Source organism: Clostridioides sp. ZZV14-6150 (genome assembly GCF_020657875.1).
In the GTDB taxonomy this organism is placed as follows: domain Bacteria; phylum Bacillota; class Clostridia; order Peptostreptococcales; family Peptostreptococcaceae; genus Clostridioides.
Map to the genome: position 1 here is coordinate 87,277 of NZ_JAGWDA010000001.1, position 17,953 is coordinate 105,229.

At 29.4% G+C, this 17,953-nt stretch carries 15 protein-coding genes and 1 riboswitch; of the genes, 2 read left to right on the forward strand and 13 right to left on the reverse strand.

Annotated elements, in window-relative coordinates; translation table 11 throughout:
• The first annotated feature begins 370 nt into the window (after positions 1-370).
• Positions 371-459: riboswitch (glycine riboswitch) on the forward strand.
• A 187-nt stretch (positions 460-646) separates the two neighbouring features.
• On the forward strand, positions 647-2,014 hold the full coding sequence (locus KGF41_RS00400; RefSeq protein WP_227828891.1) for an alanine/glycine:cation symporter family protein: 1,368 nt from the start codon (positions 647-649) through the stop codon (positions 2,012-2,014).
• 180 nt (positions 2,015-2,194) lie between these two features.
• Here the strand turns inward: KGF41_RS00400 and KGF41_RS00405 are convergent, their stop codons facing one another.
• The 9 genes from KGF41_RS00405 to KGF41_RS00445 form a co-directional block, all read right to left on the reverse strand.
• Positions 2,195-2,842, reverse strand: a complete 648-nt coding sequence (locus tag KGF41_RS00405; RefSeq protein ID WP_227828892.1) for a class II aldolase/adducin family protein — start codon at positions 2,840-2,842, stop codon at positions 2,195-2,197.
• A gap of 17 nt (positions 2,843-2,859) precedes the next feature.
• On the reverse strand, positions 2,860-3,546 hold the full coding sequence (gene araD, locus KGF41_RS00410) for an L-ribulose-5-phosphate 4-epimerase (RefSeq protein ID WP_227828893.1): 687 nt from the start codon (positions 3,544-3,546) through the stop codon (positions 2,860-2,862).
• Positions 3,547-3,614: 68 nt separating this feature from the next.
• On the reverse strand, positions 3,615-4,532 hold the full coding sequence (locus tag KGF41_RS00415; protein WP_227828894.1) for a transketolase family protein: 918 nt from the start codon (positions 4,530-4,532) through the stop codon (positions 3,615-3,617).
• A 2-nt stretch (positions 4,533-4,534) separates the two neighbouring features.
• Positions 4,535-5,350 carry a transketolase gene (locus KGF41_RS00420; RefSeq protein ID WP_227856255.1) on the reverse strand — a complete coding sequence of 272 codons (816 nt, stop codon included), beginning with the start codon at positions 5,348-5,350 and terminating at the stop codon, positions 4,535-4,537.
• 20 nt (positions 5,351-5,370) lie between these two features.
• Positions 5,371-6,429 carry a galactitol-1-phosphate 5-dehydrogenase gene (locus KGF41_RS00425; RefSeq protein ID WP_227828896.1) on the reverse strand — a complete coding sequence of 353 codons (1,059 nt, stop codon included), beginning with the start codon at positions 6,427-6,429 and terminating at the stop codon, positions 5,371-5,373.
• Between the two features lie 351 nt (positions 6,430-6,780).
• A complete protein-coding gene (locus tag KGF41_RS00430; RefSeq protein ID WP_227828897.1) occupies positions 6,781-8,187 on the reverse strand; it encodes a PTS galactitol transporter subunit IIC in 1,407 nt (468 codons plus the stop codon).
• A 201-nt stretch (positions 8,188-8,388) separates the two neighbouring features.
• The gene (locus tag KGF41_RS00435; RefSeq protein WP_227432742.1) at positions 8,389-8,691 is read right to left on the reverse strand and encodes a PTS sugar transporter subunit IIB; all 303 of its coding nucleotides are present in this window, start codon (positions 8,689-8,691) and stop codon (positions 8,389-8,391) included.
• 119 nt (positions 8,692-8,810) lie between these two features.
• Positions 8,811-9,257 carry a PTS sugar transporter subunit IIA gene (locus tag KGF41_RS00440; protein ID WP_227828898.1) on the reverse strand — a complete coding sequence of 149 codons (447 nt, stop codon included), beginning with the start codon at positions 9,255-9,257 and terminating at the stop codon, positions 8,811-8,813.
• Positions 9,258-9,288: 31 nt separating this feature from the next.
• Complete coding sequence (locus tag KGF41_RS00445; protein ID WP_227842219.1) at positions 9,289-12,186, reverse strand: sigma 54-interacting transcriptional regulator; 2,898 nt, start codon at positions 12,184-12,186, stop codon at positions 9,289-9,291.
• 484 nt (positions 12,187-12,670) lie between these two features.
• Here KGF41_RS00445 and KGF41_RS00450 point away from each other — a divergent pair, with 484 nt between their 5' ends.
• Positions 12,671-13,093, forward strand: coding sequence for a DUF3284 domain-containing protein (locus KGF41_RS00450; protein ID WP_227828900.1), 423 nt, complete (start codon positions 12,671-12,673; stop codon positions 13,091-13,093).
• Between the two features lie 252 nt (positions 13,094-13,345).
• On the opposite strand, the gene KGF41_RS00455 is transcribed toward KGF41_RS00450, so the two are convergent.
• The 4 genes from KGF41_RS00455 to KGF41_RS00470 form a co-directional block, all read right to left on the reverse strand.
• Positions 13,346-14,086 (reverse strand): SIS domain-containing protein, encoded by a 741-nt coding sequence (locus KGF41_RS00455; RefSeq protein ID WP_227828901.1) that lies wholly within the window; start codon positions 14,084-14,086, stop codon positions 13,346-13,348.
• Positions 14,087-14,088: 2 nt separating this feature from the next.
• Positions 14,089-15,348 carry a PTS ascorbate transporter subunit IIC gene (locus KGF41_RS00460; protein ID WP_227828902.1) on the reverse strand — a complete coding sequence of 420 codons (1,260 nt, stop codon included), beginning with the start codon at positions 15,346-15,348 and terminating at the stop codon, positions 14,089-14,091.
• Positions 15,349-15,479: 131 nt separating this feature from the next.
• Positions 15,480-15,758, reverse strand: coding sequence for a PTS sugar transporter subunit IIB (locus tag KGF41_RS00465; protein ID WP_227828903.1), 279 nt, complete (start codon positions 15,756-15,758; stop codon positions 15,480-15,482).
• Between the two features lie 12 nt (positions 15,759-15,770).
• Positions 15,771-17,690, reverse strand: a complete 1,920-nt coding sequence (locus tag KGF41_RS00470; RefSeq protein WP_227842218.1) for a BglG family transcription antiterminator — start codon at positions 17,688-17,690, stop codon at positions 15,771-15,773.
• Positions 17,691-17,953 lie beyond the last annotated feature (263 nt).

Genomic DNA, 17,953 nt, shown 5'->3' on the forward strand with positions numbered 1-17,953 from the left:
TAAATGGCTTTCTTAATATTGTAACTATAATATTACCATAATTAAAACACTTCTAATTAATTATTTAATATTTTCTTGTTTTTTTATTCTAAACTTATATTTCACTTAATTTATACAGCTTCTATTTTGTTTGTTTTCACGTATATTCTTTTCATTTATAAGTTTATAATTCGTAATTAGACTTATATTTTTATATTTTTTCCTTGTTTTTAAATTTTTTAGTTGACAAAACACAAAAACTTATATTACTATTATTAATACAATAAGCTATGACAAATCAATATCCGGTTAAGATTTTATAGAAGAGTTGCCATATGGCACACCGAAGGAGTAACACTCTCAGGTACTTTTTAAAGTAGGACTGTAAAATTTACGGAACTCTGGAGAGACCCATTATGGGCGCCGAAGGGGCAAGGCATTTGTGCTCAATCTCTCAGGCAAAAGGACAGGGATTATCTACCAAAACTAGTATTATTAATACTTTTATTTTGGTTGCTAATTAGTGTATATCCAGAGCTGAATCTATTTTAGATTTAGCTTTTTTTATTACACTAGAAATTATTAATAAATTATACTAATTTCCTGTCAATTACTTCATTAAAAATTCTATTGATTGTGTAAAGCAAAAAAATGAGGGAGTGTTTTTATGAATCTAATTGATATTTTAAACAAAGTTGATGCTTTTATTTGGGGACCGCCCCTATTGGTACTACTAGTTGGTACTGGTATATTACTTACTGTTAAACTTGGAGTTGTACAAATAACAAAACTTCCACGTGCCCTTAAGTTAATATTCGCTGCTGAAAATAAAGGTAGTGGTGATGTTTCAAGTTTTGCAGCTTTATGTACTGCATTGGCTGCTACAGTTGGTACTGGTAATATTGTTGGTGTTGCCACAGCTATTAAAGCTGGTGGACCTGGTGCACTTTTTTGGATGTGGATAGCTGCATTCTTTGGGATGGCTACTAAATACTCAGAAGGTGTCCTTGCAATAAAATACAGAACTAAAGATAAAAATGGTCAAGTATCTGGTGGACCTATGTACTACATAGTAAATGGTATGGGTGAAAAATGGAGACCTCTTGCAATATTCTTTGCTATAAGTGGTATATTAGTTGCACTTTTAGGTATAGGTACTTTTACTCAAGTAAATTCAATAACAGACGCTATCAATAGTAGCTTTGGAGTAGACCCTAGAATTACAGGTGTTGTACTAGCAGTATTTGTAGCTTTAGTTGTATTTGGAGGTCTTAAAAGTATATCTAATGTCGCTACTAAGATAGTACCTTTTATGGCAGTTATCTACATTGTAATCTGTGGAATCATTTTAATATCTTATTGGAATAAAATACCTGAAACTTTTGTATTAATAATTAAAAGTGCATTTACACCTACTGCTGCAACTGGTGGTTTTCTAGGTGCAACTATGTCACTAGCAATTAGAAATGGTATCGCTCGTGGTGTATTTTCAAATGAATCTGGTTTAGGTAGTGCTCCAATAGCAGCGGCTGCAGCTAAAACTGAGTGGCCAGCAGAGCAAGGGCTTATATCTATGACAGGAACTTTTATAGATACTATTATAATCTGTACACTTACTGGATTCTCTCTTGTAATATCAGGTGTTTGGTGTTCAGACTTAAATGGTGCTGTTATGACTCAAGCAGCTTTTGATGGCGCTATTCCTACATTTGGACCAATATTACTTACAGTTAGCTTAACATTATTTGCGTTCACTACAATTTTGGGCTGGAGTTATTATGGAGAAAGATGTTTTGAATTCCTATTTGGTGTAAAAGGTATGAATGGATATAGAACTGTATTTGTAGCTATGGTATTATTAGGTGCATTCTTAAAATTAGAAGTAGTTTGGGTAATTGCTGATATTGTAAATGGACTTATGGCGATACCTAACTTGATAGCTTTACTTGCACTATCACCTATAATAGTATCTGAGACTAAAAAATACTTTGAACATATAAATTCACCAGAAAATCAAATAAAAAGAAATGCATAAATAGAAATGTGTAAATAGAAAATATAGAGCCCCAAACCAATACAAGAATTGATTTAGGGTTCTATATTCTTTTTGTTTTAAATGAATATATCAAATTAAATATATTTCTTAAGAAATACTACACTATATAAAGAAGCCAATATCTATTTTAATTCATCTCTTTAATTCAAATCATCCTAATTAAAATTTTATTTCCTCTGGATATTTCCATTCTGCAAATTCATCAATATCTACTGCCTTAGGTTCTTTAAATTGATTTAATACTAAAGACCTATAGTATATTTCTGCTACTTCTTCTACATATCTCGATTTTAACAAAGCATCTTCAAGGTCATTACTTACAGTTGTCAATCCATGTCTTTCTAATAAACATGCATCCGTATCTAATAATAACTTTGAAACACTTTTGGCTAGTTCTAAAGTCCCTGGTCTTTCATATGGAGCAATGTCTACATAACCACCATAATTAACTGACTCATATACAATTGGTATAATTGGTTTATTTGCCACTGAAAATGCTGTTGCATATAGAGAATGTGTATGTGATACGGCATTTACATTTGCTCTCACTTTGTATATTTCAATATGCATTAGCACCTCACTACTGGGTTTAATACCTTTCTCAGCTTCTATTACATTCCCATCCAGGTCTAATACACAAATGTGTTCTGTTTTCAATTCTTCTCTTCCTATACCTGAAGGTGTTATAAGTATATATCCAGTATCCTTATCTCTAATGCTAAAATTACCAGCTTTTTCTTTACACAAACCATAATTCTCTGCTTTAATTGCTACTTCCACAATTTTAACTTTTAAAGATTCTAGCATAATTTACCTCCAGACAGTTATTTTTGGCCATAGTATGCATCTTTACCATGTTTTCTTGAAAAATGCTTGTTCATAAGTACTCTATCCATAGTATTCTCTGGACTCATTAATTCTGTATAATATGCCATCTTTGCAACTTCTTCTAAAACCACTGCATTATGAACAGCCTCTTTTGCATTTTTACCCCAAGTAAAAGGGCCATGGTCATTTACAATTACTCCTGGGCAGTGTATTGGATTTTTTCCCATAAATTCTTCAACAATTACATTACCAGTTTCTCTTTCATATTCACTGCTTATTTCTTCTCGAGTCATTTTTCTAGTACATGGTATACTTCCATAAAAATAGTCTGCATGAGTAGTCCCACATGCTGGTATAGATTTACCTATTTGAGCCCAAGTTGTAGCCCAACTTGAATGTGTATGTACTATCCCTCCTAATTCCTCAAACTCTTTATATAAAACTAGATGAGTTGGAGTATCAGAAGAAGGTCTTAATTTACCATCTACTATATTCCCATCTAAATCAACTACTACCATATCTTCTACAGTCATCTTATCATACTCAACACCACTTGGTTTTATTACTACTAGACCCTTTTCTCTATCTATTCCACTTACATTTCCCCATGTATAAGTAATTAATCCTCTTTCAGGTAATTCCAAATTTGCTTTTAATACTTCTTCTTTTAGAGTCTCTAACATTCTGATTCCTCCCATATTTTATTGATAAAATTTATGTTTAGTTTACTTTTATTATTGATTATATTTACTTAAAATGATTTTACAGTATTAACTATGTTTTCTACAGTCAATCCATAATAATTTAATAGAGATTCTGGATTTCCTGATTGACCAAATTCATCATTTACACCTATTCTCTTTACTACAACAGGATATTTTTCACTTAACACTTCTGTAACTGCAGAACCCAATCCACCTATTACACTATGTTCCTCTACAGTTACTACCTTTCCAGTATTTTTAGCTACTTCTACTATCAGTTCACTATCAATTGGTTTTATAGTTGATATATTAACTACTATAGCTTCAATTCCCTCTTCACTTAATAATTCAGCAGATTTAATAGCTTTTGAAACCATTATTCCAGTTGCAATTATAGCTACATCTGAACCTTGTCTAAGAATCTCACCCTTTCCAATTTTGAAATTATAATCATCATTATGTATATCTTCAGTAGTTGCTCTTCCAAGTCTTATATATACAGGTCCATTGTAATTTACAGCAGAAAATATTGCTTTTTTTGCTTCTATTCCATCAGCAGGATTTAGGATAACCATATTTGGTATACCTCTCATTAAAGATATATCTTCTATAGCTTGATGACTTCCTCCATCTTCTCCTACTGTTACTCCTGCATGAGTCGCTGCTATTTTAACATTTAAGTTTGGATATGCTACAGAGTTTCTTATTTGCTCATAGCCTCTTCCTGCTGCAAATATTGCAAAAGTACTTGCAAAAGGTATCTTTCCACAAGTAGCAAGACCTGCTGCTGTACCAATCATGTCACCTTCTGCTATCCCCATATCAAAAAATCTATCTGGGGCAACTTCTTTAAATGATATACTTTTTGTAGCTTTTCCTAAGTCTGCATCCAATACTACTATATCTTTATTTTCTGCAAGTTCTTTTAACACTTGTCCGTAAGCTTCTCTAGTTGCTATTCCCATTCCTATAGACCTCCTTCTAAATCTTTCAGTGCTTGTTCTGCTTGTTCTGCATTTGGAGCTGTTCCATGCCATGCAGCATTGTTTTCCATAAATGAAACACCTTTACCTTTTACAGTCTTAGCTATTATTACTGTTGGTTTTCCTGTAACTTTTTTAGCTTCATCTATTGCATTTCCTATTTCATCAAAACAATGTCCATTTATTACTATTACATTCCATCCAAAAGATTTAAATTTGTCATCTACTGGACTAACATTCATTACTTCTTCATTAGAGCCATCTATTTGCAATCCATTTAAGTCAACAAATGCAATTAAGTTATCTAATTTATAATGTGATGCTGTCATTGTAGCTTCCCATATTTGTCCTTCTTGAATCTCGCCATCTCCTAAAATAGTGTATACCGTATAGTCTTTATTATCTAATTTACCAGCTAGTGCCATACCATTTGCAGCAGATAAACCTTGTCCAAGAGAACCAGTAGACATATCTACTCCTGCTACTTTTTTCATGTCTGGATGCCCTTGCAACTTAGAACCAAATTTTCTTAAACTCATTAAATCATTTTTTTCAAAATAACCTCTTTCTGCCAAAGTTGCATATAATGCTGGTGCAGAATGACCTTTTGATAATACAAATCTATCTCTATTTTCATCATTAAATTTTATAGGGTCTATATTCAATTTTTCAAAATACAATACAGTTAAGATATCTACTATTGACAGTGAACCTCCTGGGTGTCCAGACTTCGCTTCTGCTATACTTTTTATAATACTTATTCTTATGTTTTTAGCTATTTGTTTTAATTTTTCATTCATCTTTTATACCTCTTAAATTTTTATATTTCTACTAGGATTTTATTGAAATTTATTTCTCTGTTTGCCATTTTACGCAAAAATTCTCCTACTTCATTAAGACCTATTTTATGTGAAATCATTGGTGTAAAAATAATATCTCCTTTTCCCATAAAATCTAATGTTGCTGTCCATGCTCTTCCAGGATAAGGGCTTGTATATGAATTCCAAGAACCTTTCAAAGTAAGCTCTCCACGTAATATACTCTCAGCAGCTTTTGCACTAAGTGGTAATTCTGTGTGCGAAATTCCTACAAATACTATAGTTCCTCTTTTTTTTGCTATAAGTAGAGATTGCTCTTGAGTAAACCTACTGCCAGCAGTCTCTATGACAACATCAGCGCCACCATTAGTTATTTTTTTTATTTCTTCAATTGCATTTACTTCTTTTGAATTTACTATATAGTTTGCTCCTAAACCTTTAGAAAGTTCTAGCTTTTCATTAAAAATATCAACAGCTATAATTTTAGATGCTCCAAAAACCTTTGCCCATTGTAAAGCAAACTGACCTATTGGACCACACCCTAGTACAACTACACTATCTCCTACCTTAATATCTGCTTTTGCAATCCCGTGATATGCTATAGTTGCTGGTTCAATCCCAGCAGCAGTTTCATAATCTAAGGTATTTGGTAATTTTAAAATATGCTCTTCAGGAACTTTCACATACTCCGCTAAAGCTCCATTTACTCTTGTCCCAATTATATTGTAGTCATTACATAATCCAAAATTCCCTTCTTTACAATAACCACATTCTCCACAAGGAACTAATGGAGCAACAGCTACTCTATCACCTACTTTAATGTTCTTTACTTTTGACCCTATTTTAGCAACTTCGCCAGAAAACTCATGACCTAAAATTAATGGATATGCTGTACCTCCACTCAATCCACTAACCATAGACCTAGGTAAATCCGAGCCACATATTCCAACATATTTAACATTTACAAGTACTTCTCCATCTGTTATTTCTGGTATATCAACCATTTCATATCTAACATCACCTATATCGTATAGTACTGATGCTCTCATCTTATTTGCCATATAAACCTCTCCCTTCATGCTATACACTTATATATAGCAATATTTATGCCATACAAAAAACAAATAATTCATCTCTGCAAATACCTTATATACAAAGCATTTTGACAATATATAATACATTTTATAAAATCAAATTACATTATTGTATAAATGTAAAAAAGTATGTTTTAAATAACAAAATAAAATCCATAAAATTGATAGTTGAGTGCAATAAAACAGAATCCTAATATTTATCAAAATAAAAAGAAATCTACATTTCATTTATAGCTTTTCAGATAATCTCTGACACTTCTATAAAATCAACTATAGATTTCTTAATTTATTGTATTATTATATTTTAATAAACTTAAACTATGCTACTACAGGTTCTTCTGCTACATTTTTAAGTGCTTGTTTTTCTAAATATTCAAGTATACTTGTTTTATTCTTTCTAAATAATGCCCATAGGATAAAGTAAATTACAACTGCTAATCCTATATAAAGTGGATTTGCACTTAAGAATGCAAAGAACACTAACCCCATTAAAGGTTTTCCTAGTATATTGAAACTTGTTATAAGCATAGCTCCAGCTGGTATAGCAACACCTACACTTGTAGCCATATCTGTAAATAATGGAGCTGTAGATGTACATATATATAATCCTAATCCAAACCATATTATACCTGAAACTATTACTTTTGGTATATTACCATTATGTACTGCAACTAAACCTTGTACCATATATGGAATTGCAAGTAAGTCTACAACTGGTAATACTTGATTACCTGGAAGTATCATAGCTACTACAAGCATTATTGGAATTAAGATAAGACCTGATATTAAAGTTGCAGGTTCACCATATCCCACAGCATCATTTACTGCTATATACCACTCGCGATTTCCAGCTTTTTGCATAATCTTTCTAGCTGCTTCTGTTATAGGTGCAAATGCTTGAGCAAACATACTTGCTACTTTTGGGAATATTGCCATAACAGCACTTGTAGATATACCAACTTTCATTATTTCTCCCCAAGCTTCCATAGTAGTTATTCTAGTCATATTACCTAGTATACCAATAAACATACCCAAGAAAAGACCTAGAGTAATCGGCTCACCTAAAAATCCTAGTTTCTTTTCTAATTCTTTAGGGTTTAACTTTATTTTATTTAGTCCAAGTTTGTTATATATAGGGTCTGCAAATACTGCAAAGACAGAAGCTTCAACATTGTGCATAGCTATTATTGTACAATTAGGATATCTATAATAACTAGACCATCTCTTTGCAACTAATTCTGATATTAATAAACTGTATAAGTTTAACAAGACCATACATCCTATACCTAAAGGGAAATTGCCTGTCACTCCTATTACCATTGCTCCCCAGACCATATAAGAATAATTATTCCATAAATCTGATGGTTGGAATACATCTGTCCACTTTACTAAAAATAAAATAGTTTGCAATAATATTCCAAGACCTAAGTATATCATACCTGCACTTGTTGAAAATGCAACTAATGATGTAGCTTGCCAACCAACATCAAACACAGGTAAATTTACTCCTGTACTATCTACCATTCTATTAATTACTGGTGTTATTATTGGTGTAAATGAATTTAATATTAATGTAAAACCTTGCAAAGCAACACCTGCATATACAGCTGAAAGAAACGATTTCTTAGTAGTTACTTTAAATATTTTTGCTATTATGAATATTATAATTGGAACTATAATTGCAGAACCAAATGTATCGATTATAGATTTCATAAATGTTAACATCTTTTATCCTCCTATTTCTAAACATTTATCAAATTAATTAAATACGTCTAAATAAATATCTTTTTGTTGTCATTTTTTATTCTAATAAATTCTTAAATGATGTCACTTTAATTAAATTTATTTTGATAGTAGTTATTTGAATAGTAGTCTATTATAGTATCTAAATTATTGATTTAAATACTATAATTTATACTCTAAACACTATTTATTTAAACTATCAATAACCTTTAAAACTTCTTCAAAGAATGCATCTTCTCCTATACCAGTAAGACAAGCAAATGCATTTATAGTTGGTATTCCATAATCACCTGATTGAAGTGGGCTTGTAAATGTTATAAAATCAAATCTTCCTGATTGTGCCAAATTTAATGCTTCTGTTGGTCTAGCCTCTGTAGTTGTAATAGATATTCCTTTATCTCCTAAGACTTCTTTTAATTTACCTGCCACCATTGATGATGTAACTGTTCCTGAACCACATACTGATAATACATTAAATTGTTTCATAATAATTTCCTCCTAATATTATATTTAAGTTTTTATTTTATATAAATTAAATTGCTCAGAAGTTAATACTGGTTTTAAGTTTTTAATGTTCTATTATTTACTTCTAAAACATCTTGTCATTATATTTCTATAAAATTTAACAATTCAGCTACTTCTTCTTTTGTTGATGCATTTTTTATGTCTCTTAATAGCTTTATATTCTGAAAAACTGACATTAAATCTTTTAATAATTTTACTTGAGAGTCTGGATTCTTTACTGCTAGTAAAAATACAAGCTCTACATCTAAATTATCTGTTGGGTCTATCATTGAATTAAATTTTACTGGATTTTTCAATATTCCTACAGCTACATTAGATTCATTTACGTGTTGTGAGTCTGTATGTGGAATCGCAACACACATTTCTCCAATATTAAGACCTGTAGGTAATGTTTTTTCTCTTTCCAAAACTGCATTTATATATGTATTTTTTACATATTTTTTTTGATACATTTTATTTCCTAATTCTCTGATAATACTTTCATAATCATTAGCTTCTAAGCCTAATGATATTAAATCTACATTCATTACTCTAACTCCTCTCAAATTGTTGCTATATCTATATATTTTTAAATTTATCAAATATAATCTTCTTAAAACCTTCTTTATCAAAACACTGTTTAGCACTATTCATAAACTTTTCATCTTTTAAAATTTCAAGAACATTCTTAACAATATCTTTATCATTAGTCTTAAAAACTGGCATAAATACAAAATTCACATTACCAACACCCCAGTCAATAGGGTTTTTTAATTTAATAAAAACAAATCTTGTACTATTTACCGTAGAAGAATCTCCATGAGGTACACCTGTAGCCCCTTTAGAATATGTTGGAAGCATTTCTTCTCTATGAAGAACTGAATCCAAATAATCTTTTTCCACATATCCCTTATTGATAAGAATTGAACATACATATTCTAGTAAATCCTTTTTAAAATATATATCAGGCTCAAATATTACTAAATCATCATCAAGCATTCTTCCATATCCTTTAATTTGACTATCATCTTGTTTTTTTGAAAGATATATATCTAGGTTTTTAAAAACATCTTTATTGTATGGAATAAAATTTATACCCGGTATTTTGGGATTTATTGTTCCAACAATGGCTAATATATTGTTTTTTTCTCTTAATTTTTCAATTTTATAGGAAATATTCTCATCCAAAGCACTCATTTGATAACATTTAGTATTGTTGTACTTTTCTTCTAATGTTTTACTTATGTACTTAGCGGTTCCCTCTCCAGTAAGACATAAAGTCACAATTGCATTGGATTTATCTATGTGTTTTTCCAGTTCATAGTTATATCCCATCCTATCTTTTACAAGAGAAAAAAACATTTCATCGAGTTCTTCATCTCCCATAGAAACTTTTCTAGTTGCTTCTAATGCCATTAAAAGATCTACTCTATCAATAGTTTTAGTATTTATGTTAGTTCTCTTATTTACTATTTGTCCTATATTTGTAAGTGACCCAATATCAACTAGAAATAATATTCCTTTTCCTTGGTCTATTATTTTTGACAACTCCACTGCCTTGTTATATATATTCATTGGTTTTTCATCTAAAGGCATATCTATAGCCACAGGAAATTTTACTCCCAAAAGCTCTTTAACAACATTTACAGTTTCTGTAGCTATACGACCATGAGAGATTATTATTAATCCAACTTTATCTTTTTTTACCTCATTCTTTAGGGCTGATTTTATATAAAGTGTTATAAATCCAATTTCATCTTCTGGAATCTTAATTTCATTTATATCTTCAATTTTAATTGCAAAATTTTTTGCTATTTCATATTCTTTTGAAAAATCTATTTTTATTTTTTCTAAGTTTACATTTATTATCTTTTGATTTAGTTTAATCCTTTTTATTGCTTCTTCTAAATGTATTGCTAGATATTTAAATGCATTTTTATTTACTTCTAAATTAGTATTTTTTTCAATTATATTATTCATTAGCTCTTTTACCAGTTTTACTAGACTATCACTTACAAAGCTATTTAAATCACTCATTGAGAAGATTTCTTCATCATTTTCTAGATTAAACTTTATGTCAGCAAATCTATTTAAAACAAAAGTCCATAAAATATTTTCTATGTCAATATCTTCAATATCTAAAGACTTTAAATCATAATATTTCTTTTCAATTGTTTTATATATATCCTCTGGTAATATGTACTCATCACTCACAGCATTTTCTTTTATTGAAGATTCCTCTAAATTAAATGGTATAAATATAGCATTTTTTAAATACTTTCTTATTTCTGTGTATTCAACCTCTTGAAAAGCAGCATCTTTGAAAGAATCCTTAAGTTTTAAAACTTCATTTATATCTACTACTACTATTGATTCACAATCTTCATCTTTAGAATTTATAAACTTCATAAAAGCTCTTGCACAAAGAACTTGAATCATATTTTGTAATTGTCCTATATTTCCACTAAACTTTTTTAATGCAAGTATTTCAATCACATTTTTATCTACAAATATTTTTGCATTTATTCTGTTACACTCTTGTTGAAAGATATTGTATATAAGGTCTATTTTTTCTTTTAACAGTCTATCATGTAATGATGGTAATGTTATTAGCATTGGTATTCTTCTTCTAAATGTCAATAATAAATTAGTCTCTACGTTTTCAGTAGTTGCTCCAATCAGTATCATGCTTACTTTTCTTTCAGCATTAGTTTCACCTAATCTTCTAAATTTGCCTCTATCTAAAATAGAAAATAGTATTTCTTGACCTTTTGGAGGTAATCTATGAATTTCATCTAAAAATAAAACTCCTCCATCAGCTTCTTCTACAAGACCTGGTGTATCATATTCAGCCCCTGTAAATGCGCCTTTTTTATATCCAAATAATAAAGATAACAATAATTGTGGATTATCACTGTAATCAGCACAGTTAAATACAACAAAATTAGAATTTTCTTTTATTACCTTCTTTTTCTTTGCAAACTCATACATATGTTTAGAAAATAAACTCTTACCAACTCCACTTTCTCCTACAATTAAAGTGGGAAGACCTTTTGGAGGATACAATATAGCAGACTTTGCTTGTTCTACAGCATTTCTAAGACTTCCCTTATTTCCAATCAAAGTTTCAAACGGGTCGCTTGATTTTTCTTCAATTACCTCTACTATTTCCATTTCTATACTTTCCTTAGGTAATATTTCCTCTACAACTCTTCTTGATATATTGAATCCTTCTGTCATCAACTCTCTGGTAATTTCTGAAATAGAAATATCCTTACTGTTTTGCAATATTGCTGAAATCGCTGACTTTAAATAGGGATATCTTCTTTGTCTCGAATTACTTATATTGAGTTCTTTCCTTAGATTAGTTATATTTTCTCTAGTTGTATTTAAAAACTTTGCTATTTGAACATCTGTTAGTGGGTCTTTTTTATTTTCTGTATTTATGATGTTTACAAGTTTATCTCTCAACTCCATGCTTGATAACTCCTTTCTTGATAAATATATAAGCAACTATCGTGCCATACTTATTTTAATACTTTTTTTCTTTGCAACACTTGTACATGACTACGTTTTCATAAACATTCATACATTTTGATAAACATTTACTTTTTGTACATTTAGTAATTTACTAAATGTATTAACTGTTTTTGATTGATAATATTATAATTCATAATATAGATTATCATATAAATTAGTTATAAAATTAGGATTGAAAAGTTTATTTAATTAGATATAATATTATATATCTACTCAACAAAAAAATTTATAATCCTTTATGCTTTTAACACTTTCTGTTTTTAAATTTTAATTCGATATAGTAGTATTTTATTAAACGCTCATATACACAGTAATTTAATCATATCTCTAACTTAGATATGACTTTATATGACATATTATACTATTTTATTTATAAAAATAATTTACAAGTATTAAAATTACACACAGAGAGGAAAATAATATGAAAACATTTAAATCTGAAGCTTTATTGAAATACTCTGCAAAAGATATATTTAATATATTTATAAAATCTGCAAGACTAAATTTCCCTAATTTTAATGAGAAAAGGGCAGTAGGTACATTTGTACAACAAAAAAATAATAAAAGATTTAAGGTTGAAATAACTAATTTTGAGAAGAATAGAATATATGAGATAAAAACAAGCAATAACAGAGAAAGTTTTGTTACTCGATATGAACTTATACACATTGATTTAGAAAATACAAAACTTATTTTCACTGAAAGTGAAAGTGATAGAAATATATTTGGAAAAATTAATTCAGTTATTGTAAGAATCTTATTTGGAAAAAGACAACCAGATGAGTTTAATAATTTTATAAAAAACTTAGAGCTAGAACTAGCAAATAAAAAGATTAATTCATAAATGTAAATTAGATACTAATATACTTAAAAACAATTAAATATATTTATTATAGAAATTAAATAATTTAATATTTTATACTATAAAATAAATAAGGAATGCTTTTAATTAATAAAAAAGAGGTTCTTACTTATCTTCATTCGATGTATTACCAAATAATAAAAGCTGTAGATTTTACCTACAGCTTTTAATCGATGCTACTTATTTATATAATTATTAAGACATTTTTGACCTTATTAAAATACTTTCTTCACCTTAATACTCATAGTGAATTACATCTTTATATTCATCAAAAATCTTCTTATTTAACTCATCTCCACCATCTATATTTGCACTATAAAAAATTGGTGGATTCTTTAACCCTATATTAACTAACTCTTGAGTAACTTGAGCTATAATAGAATTCATCACAGTAGTTGCAATTACAGTAGAAGTTGGACTAACTCTTTGATTTAGACCATCTATTTCTACACAGGCATCTCCTTTTTGACCATGATTATCTATTACTAAATCACACACCTCATAAAGATTTTTTCCTGAAGAATGTCTTGAAGATACACTCTTTGAGTAGCTTAAATTAGTTATACATATTAATGTTGCCATCTTTTCTTTAGCTTCCATAGCAAATTCTATACTTACTGGATTTCTACCAGATACTGAGTGAATTATAACTATATCTCCTTCTTTAATTGGAGTCTTATCAGCTAGAGCCACACCATATCCTTCTAGTCTTTCCATCTTGCTAGTGTGAGTTATAGGAGCTGTGTCTAACATTAGAGACTTTGCAAACACTGGATTTATAAGAACACAGCCACCTGCTCTATAAAATAATTCTTCTGTTAGTATTCCTGCATGTGAAGCCCCAAACGAAAATATAGCACTTTTATTTTTTATTGCCTCAACAAGTATTTGTACTGCTTTTTCCATATTGGATTTTTCTTCAGTTTCTATTATATTAATTAATCTTTTTATCTCATTTATGTATTTAAATTCCATGTTTATAATACTCCTCCAAATAATGAACCTATAAACTTACTGATTATACCAAATAGCGAAAGGTCGTTACCACCAAATATTAGTATCCAGTTTTGAATAGTTCCTGAGTAAATTACAGCAGATATTCCTACTAAAGCTACCATAAATATTGCAGCTACAGCTGTACCTATTATAGCTCCACGTATACCACCTTGTGATTCGCCTATTACTGATGCTGTTCCACACTCAAAGAAAGAAGTTATAACAAGCGGTATAAGTAACATGTTAAATACTTTAAAGTAGTTACATATTAAAATCATAGCTGTAGATGTTAACATGGCAACTAAGAATCCTATTAATACAGCATTTGGCTTATAGTTAAATAGTATTGGACAGTCAAAAGCTGGTAGTGCGTTTGGTACAACTTTTTCTGATATACCTTGGAATGCAGGCATTATTTGATTTATTAACATTCTTACCCCATGAAGCATTATTATAAGACCTGCTCCAAAAGAAAGACCTTGCTTTATTGCATATGTTCCAATAAACTCATTAGTATCTTTAAATGCATCTGGTATTACTATTCCAACCACTATAAACATTAAAAATACTGCCATTCCACCACTTATAGATATTTCTCTAAAGAATGACAGACTTTGAGGTATGTTTATATCTTCTGTAGATTTTTCTTTATTTCCTACTAACTTAGCAACAAATCCTGATATAAGTGCTAAACAACCTGATGGATGTCCTAGTGTAAATGAGTCATCTCCAATAACGTCAAATACATATTTTCTTAATAACCATGGCATTATTGACCAGTAAAGTGCTGATAATACTGCTGCAAAAGCTATTAATACTCCACCATCTAATCCAGTTTCAACTCCTGATGCTACAAATATAAATGGGAACCAGTAGAGCATGTGACCTGTTAAGAAGATTGTCTTAATAGGTGTAAATCTGGCTATCATTAAGTGAAGGCCTAGACCTATAAACATTGATAAACCTATAATTCCTCCATAACTTGCAGTAAAAGTAACATCACTCAAACCTTTTGTTACTGCACCACCACTTATACTTTGGAAAGCTCCATTAATCGGTGCTATTGAACTAACTAACATCCCTGTTCCAGTTTCCATAATTATTATGCCAAAAGCTGCAAGCAATGACCCCTTTATAACATCTGATGCTTTCTTTTTCTGTAGTATAAGGCCAAACGCTGCTATTAATCCAATTAGCATGGACGGATTACGTAAAATATTATTTGAAATAAAATCAAGCATTATTTTTTTAGTGATAGGTTAACTATTTAAGTTTTCTATCACTAAATTCCCCCTCTCTTTCTTACTATTTTTAATTTTAGTAAGTTTTTAGTTTATGTCGGTTAACTTAAATTTACTTTTTAAAATTTATACTATTTCTTATCATTTAAGAAAGTTTGAACAACTTCTGTAACTTCTGTTAAATCCATATACTTCTTAACTGGATATACTGGTACATTACAAGTTCCTTTTAATTCATTTAATAATTCTTGGCTTGTAAATATACAGTCACAATCAGCCCCTCTAGCTGAGTTTATATCTGTATTTTCTACTTCCCCTTCTATACTTAACTGCTTTAGAACCTTTTGTATCGTCATTTTTAATACCATTGATGAACCTACACCAAATCCACAGACTGCCAATATTTTCATTTTAAATTCCTCCTAATTTTGTTTATTTATAAGTTCTAGTATTGAGCTTTTGTCTCCATTAATTATTACTTTTATATTTTCTTCTTCATACATCATCTCCGACAGCGATGCTAATGCTCTGATGTGAGTAGTATTGTCTATAGCAGCTAGTACCATAAATATGTTCACTGGCTTTCCTAATAAATCAACCTCATCTTTTACTATAAGTAAGGACATGGCAAGTTTGTTTACCCCTTCTTTAGAGCTTGCATGTGGTAGAGCAAATCTATCAGCTAAAACAATATACGGTCCATACTTTTCAACTGACTTTATCATATTTTCTATATACAACTCTTCAATAGAGTTGTCTTCTAACAATGGTTTTGAGGCTATTTTTATTGCTTCTTTCCAGTCTTTAACACTTCTTATTATGTTGACCCTCTCTTCATTAATTAATTCCTTTAACATTGGTTGATACATCTCTCCTTCATCTATCTTATGTATTATGTTTAATAAGTCAGCTTTTAGTGATTCTTCGTTATTAATAACTCCATTTTTTCTTATAGCCTGTATTATCAGTTCAAGATTGAAATACTTCTCATTTTCTTTTACACTTATGAGTTTGTTCATAAGTAGTTGAATGTCTGATGTTGTTAAAAGAGGATTTACAACTATTACATTACTTACATTTTGTATGTCTATGGTTGTAATTATGTAATCATAGTATATATTTACTTCTTTTAGTTGCTTAATAGATACTATACCTACTATTTCTATAGTTGGTATGTATTTGTATAGCTGTATTTCCAAACTCTTTGATACCATAAGACCATTAGGACAAACTAGTAAGACTTTATTTTTTCTTAGACCATTATCTCTAGAACCTCTTAAGTATCCTCCAAAATATGCTGCTATAAATCCTATTTCTTCTTCTCTTATACCTTCAAATACAGGAAACTCTTCTTCATTTTCTATAATTGACTTTATAATCTTATAAAGTGACTTATGTTTATACTTAGTTTCGTCTAGCATAGGGTTGCTAATAGGAAACTTAAATCTTATTCTATTGTAAGAAGAATGCAGGTGCCTTAAAATATTTTTTTTAAACTCATGCTTACTTTCTAATTTTATTGCTGTATTTACTTCAAACTTGTCTATAAGTTTATCTACATATGCTTCGACAACATCTTCCTTAACTTCACTATTTAAACTAGGAAGTGAACTTACATAAGCACACACATAGGCTTGTTCATTTTCATTAGCTTCTTCACATAAAAGGTCTTTACAATTATTAAAGTAACTAATTTTTTTAGCTTCATTTAGATATTTATAAGAGTACAAGGTTTTCCCAACTCTTATTCTTTTATTTAGAAACTCTGTAAACTTAGTTAAATTTAATAAAGAGTAATCTGTAAGATTTATGCATCCCTTTGTATCAAAGTTAGTTACTTCATTACTTATAGAATTAATTTCTAATACATTTTCTTGTGTAAGTAGCAAGAAAAGTTCTCTAATAACATATTCATCACCTATTACTTTGTACTTTCCCTTGTATTCTAATTTTAGTCCCATTGTTTGAAGATACTTTTTTATATCGGTTATTGTTTGTACTACTGTGTTTTTTGAAAGTAACATTTCATTTGTTAGTTTTTCTATTGATATTTTTTCATCATGTAATATTTTGTTCAATATAAAAGTTTTTCTATATTCACTATCTAAAAATTTATCTTCTTCAGCCGAAATTATTTTTCTTACATTACCTAAGTTACCTTCAAATATAAATTTGTGTTTTATATTTTTTATATTACCTCTTTTCCCTAATTCTTCGTTTATAGCTAAGATATCATAGTAAACAGTTCTCTTTGATACATTGAACTTTTCTTGTAGTTCTTGTGATGTTACATTGTTATTTTTAATAATAAAATCTAATATTTTTTTAGCCCTTTCCTTCATACTGCCTCCTTAATTTTATTATCTATATTTTACATACATAGTGCCATACCAAATAATTGCACACGATTTTACCTTATTTTATAATTTTGCACAGTTTCACTCTAATCTAAAAGATATACGATACTAAAAAGTATTTTTAAAAAAATATGGCAGTGACACATATTATTTTTTCAAAAAACAAGCTAGACCGAATAAAAAATCCCCAAATTATGTCTACTTAAATAAATAGTACTGTACTGATTTTATACAATCAAATACAATTA